Origin of the sequence: Saccharomonospora iraqiensis subsp. iraqiensis, assembly GCF_000430445.1 — a bacterium.
Classification (GTDB): Bacteria; Actinomycetota; Actinomycetes; order Mycobacteriales; family Pseudonocardiaceae; genus Saccharomonospora; species Saccharomonospora iraqiensis.
The window spans coordinates 170852-174850 of sequence record NZ_KE387086.1 but is presented as its reverse complement, the minus strand read 5'-3'; the positions used below and the strand labels follow the sequence as shown (position 1 = coordinate 174850).

Here is a 3999-nt window from a genome sequence, read left to right as displayed (position 1 = left end):
CGCGGCGGCCCGGGCGGCCTCCGCGGCCGTGCGGTCCCGTTGCTTCCGGGGCAGGATCCGCGTGCCCGCGAAGCCCACGAACGCCGGGACCAGGGTCACGGCCACCAGCACGGCCAGCACGACCGCCCCGGCGGCGGCCAGACCCATCTTCGTCAGGATCGGGATGTTCACCACGGACAGGCCCGCCAGGGCGATGATCACCGTGAGCCCGGCGAAGACGACGGCCGAGCCCGCGGTCCCGGTCGCGCGGCCGACGGCGTCGTAGGGCGCGTGGCCCTCGCCGAGTTCGGCCCGGTAGCGGGAGACGATGAACAGCGCGTAGTCGATGCCGACCGCCAGGCCGATCATGGTGGCCAGGATCGGGGTGGTGCTGTCGAGTTCGAGGACGCCGGTCAGCGCCGTGATGGCGGAGACGCTGATCCCCACCCCGATGAGGGCGGTGACCAGCGGGAGCCCGGCGGCCACCAGCGCGCCGAAGGTGATCAGCAGCACCACCGCGGCGACGACCACACCGATCACCTCGGTGGTGCCGGTCTCCGGCATGGTCATCAGCGCGTCCCCGCCGACCTCGACGGTGAGCCCCGCGTCGCGGCCCTGCTCGACGGCGTCCTCCAGGGCGGTGCGCGACTGCTCGGTCAGGTCGAGCGCGCTGGTGTCGTAGTTGACCTGCGCGTAGCCGATCGTGCCGTCGGGGCTGACCGCCCGGCCGCGGAACGGGTCGACCGCCTGCTGCACCTGCGACCCCTGGGCGATCTCGCCGACCACCTCGCCGACCGCGGCGCGGTTCTCCGGATCGGTGAGTTGTTCACCCTCCGGTGCCTGGAAGGCGACGCGGGCGGTGGCCCCTTCCGGGTTGGTGCCGGGGAAGCGTTCGTCCAGCAGTTCGAACGCCTGCTGGGCCTCCGTTCCGGGGATCGAGATCGAGGACGACGCGGACGAGGAACTGGTCGCGGCGGCGCCACCCACGGCGGCGAGCAGCAACACCCATACCAGGGCGACCAGTCCGCGCCGCCGGAAAGCGAACCGGCCGAGCCGGTACAGCAACGTGGCCATGGACGAGGAACTCCAGTTGTGTCGGTTGGGGAAGGGTCCGTGTTGTTCGGGTTGTCGGGATCCCCCGGTGCTGCGGCGGTGGAGCGCCCGGAGGTCGGGTCGTCAGGCGATGCCGAGTGCGGGGAAGACCACGGCCCGCAGGTAGTTCTCCATGTACTCGGCGTCGGCCTCCCGGTTCTCGATCAGCCTGCGGGTGCCGAAGGCGCCGATGATCAGGTGGGCGAGGAACCTCCGGGCGGGGTTGTCCGGGTCCAGTTCGCCGCGTTCGACGGCTCTGGCGAGGACGGCGTCGAGGATGTCCAGCCCCGGGCGGATGTGCAGCTCGTACAGCGCCTGCCACAGGTCACGGTCCTTGGAGACGGCATGGGCCAGACCGTTGAGCAGTGCGGTGTCCTCGGTCGCGTGCCCCAGGAACTCGGTGACCAGGTGCCGCAGGTCGTCGGCCAGCGAGCCGGTGTCCACGTCGGTGAGGGGCTCGGCCAGGTGCCGCAGTGCGGTCGCCACCAGTTGCGGCTTGCTCTCCCACTGCCGGTAGAGCGTCGCCTTGCTGGCCCGGGTGCGCGCCGCGACGGCGTCCATCGTCAGGGCCTCGTAGCCCTGTTCCCGGACGAGGTCCACCACGGTGGTGAACACCTCCCGCTCGCGCTCGGGCGTCAGCCGCGTACGGCGTGCCTGAGCGCCGGAGGTCTGCTCGGACATGCGGGGACTCCAGGAACGAAACCGTTTCGTACCGAGTCAGTCTAGAAGTACTCCGAAGCGAAACGCAAACGTATCGACACCCGGTCGTTTCGATCACCGCGTGACGTCGCACACGACTTCCCGCCCGGTGCCCGGCGTGGGCGGTGTTGCGCGTCGCTGCGCGTCGGAGATGGTGGTTGTGGAGCCTGGATCATCTGCGGGCGAGTTCCGGGTCGCCGGTCACCACCGTCGACCGGATCGCGCACGAACTCGAGCGGCTCCGCCGCCAGCTGGCCGCATGAGCACGCACCGGGCCCGGTGGGGTGCTCAGCGGGCGAACAGGCCCACCAGGGTCCCCCGGGCCAGGGAGTGGTCGTCGGCGGCGGCGTGCACGTCGTCGGCGGTGGCCCCCTCGTCGAGGCCGAGCGGGCGGTCCACGGCGTAGAGCCGGAAGAAGTACCGGTGCGCCTCGTCGCCCACGGGTGGTTGCGGTCCGCCCCAGCCGAGGTCGCCGAAGCCGTTGCGGCCCACCGTCGCGCCGGGCGGGAGGCCGTCCGTCCCGCCGATGCCGGTGGCCTCCGGGGGGATCTGGGTGACCACCCAGTGCACGAACGTGCCGCCCGGGGCGTCCGGATCCTCACAGATCAGGGCGAGCTCCTCGGTGCCGTCCGGCACGTGGGTCCACTCCAGCGGCGGTGCGGTGTCGCCGCCCTGCCGGGAGTAGCGGTCCGGGATCAGCGTGCCGTCGTTGAAGGCCGGGCTGCGCAGCTCCAGCTCCGCCGCGATCGCCCGGGGCGGCTCGTCGATCGTGGGATCGCCCCGGCTCATCCCCCGGGTGCCCTTCGGGCCCTGGGCCCGCTCGCCGCGTGGCTGCGCCATGGTGGTCCTCTCCCGGCCGCGGGCGGGCCCGGCGGAAAGGGTCCGGCGCCGGCCGTCGGTCGTCCTGTCGAGGCGGTGATCCCTGTCGACGTTCCCGTCGTCGGCGCGGGCAAACCCGGACCGCACCACTCACCGCACCACGACCGCCTCGGGGCCGCGGGGGACGAGTTCGCCGATCACGGGCGCACCCGGCACCTCACCGGCCACCAGCAACCCGCCGGAGGTCTGCGCATCGGCCAGCAGCAGGGCTGTCGCCTCGTCCACCCCGGTCAGGTCGGTGTGCGGGCGCACCCAGTCGAGGTTGCGGCGGGTGCCGCCGGAGACGTAGCCCTCCCGGACGGCGTCGCGGGCGGCGTCCAGCACCGGCACCGCCGCCGCGTCCACCACCGCCGTCACCCCGCTGGCCCGCGCCAGCTTGTACAGGTGCCCGAGCAGGCCGAAGCCGGTGACGTCGGTGGCGCACCCGATGCCCGCGGCCGACGCGGCCCGCGCGGCCTCGGCGTTGAGCGTGGTCATCACGGCGATCGCCTCGTCGAAGGTCTCCCCGGTGGCCTTGTGCCGGGTGTTGAGCACCCCGACGCCGAGCGGCTTCGTCAGCGACAGCGGTTGTCCGGCCCGGCCGGTGTCGTTGCGCAGCAACCGGTCCGCCCCGGCCACTCCGGTCACCGCGAGGCCGTACTTCGGCTCGGGGTCGTCCACACTGTGCCCGCCCGCGAGGTGGCAGCCCGCCTCGGCGCACACCGCGGCGCCGCCGCGCAGTGTCTCGGCGGCCAGCTCGAACGGGAGGGTCTCGCGGGGCCAGCACAACAGGTTCACCGCGACCACGGGGGTGCCGCCCATCGCGTACACGTCGGACAGCGCGTTCGCCGCGGCGATCCGCCCCCAGTCGTACGGGTCGTCCACGACGGGGGTGAAGAAGTCGGTGGTGCTCACGATCGCGCGCTCGCCGTCGAGACGGACGGCCGCGGCGTCGTCCCCGTCGTCGAGCCCCACGAGCAACTCCCCGGCGGGCCGCGCGGGACCGGCACCGACCAGCCCGGACACGACCTGTTCGAGCTCCCCCGGAGGGATCTTGCACGCGCACCCGCCGCCGTGCGCGTACTGGGTCAGTCGGTACGCCATTCCGCCATCCTGCCGGAACTCCGGCTCCGCCGCGCGGTGTGCTGCACACGCGCCGTGCATTTGGCAGGATGTCGGTATGTCCCAGGGAGGCGCTTCCGGCCTGGTGACCGGCACGGTCTTCAAAACCGTTGAACGGCAGGCACTGTCGTTGGCGGGTTCGATTCCCGTTCGCCTCCGCGACGACGGCCGCGGCCCCCGGCGTGGCCCGCCACCGCAGCCCGGGGTGCGGGCCGCACCGGGGGGAACCCGCGGTGCCTGACGCCGCCG

General features: G+C 73.1%; 4 protein-coding genes and 1 tRNA gene. 1 reads left to right on the top strand and 4 read right to left on the bottom strand.

All coding sequences use genetic code 11. The features are described 5' to 3' along the window. The 4 genes from ACTIR_RS0111865 to selD form a co-directional block, all read right to left on the bottom strand. The coding region (locus tag ACTIR_RS0111865; protein ID WP_026454453.1) for an MMPL family transporter at positions 1 to 1053 on the bottom strand (1053 nt) is incomplete at its 3' end. 102 nt (positions 1054 to 1155) lie between these two features. Next, positions 1156 to 1752: a TetR/AcrR family transcriptional regulator gene (locus ACTIR_RS0111860; RefSeq protein ID WP_026454452.1), complete on the bottom strand. Its 597-nt coding sequence runs from the start codon at positions 1750 to 1752 to the stop codon at positions 1156 to 1158. A 306-nt stretch (positions 1753 to 2058) separates the two neighbouring features. After that, positions 2059 to 2610 carry a YbhB/YbcL family Raf kinase inhibitor-like protein gene (locus tag ACTIR_RS0111850; RefSeq protein ID WP_026454451.1) on the bottom strand — a complete coding sequence of 184 codons (552 nt, stop codon included), beginning with the start codon at positions 2608 to 2610 and terminating at the stop codon, positions 2059 to 2061. A gap of 129 nt (positions 2611 to 2739) precedes the next feature. Next, positions 2740 to 3732: a selenide, water dikinase SelD gene (gene selD, locus ACTIR_RS0111845; RefSeq protein WP_026454450.1), complete on the bottom strand. Its 993-nt coding sequence runs from the start codon at positions 3730 to 3732 to the stop codon at positions 2740 to 2742. Positions 3733 to 3817: 85 nt separating this feature from the next. On the opposite strand from selD, the gene ACTIR_RS0111840 reads away from it, so the two are divergent. Further along, positions 3818 to 3909 (top strand) — tRNA-Sec (locus ACTIR_RS0111840). Positions 3910 to 3999: the final 90 nt, after the last annotated feature.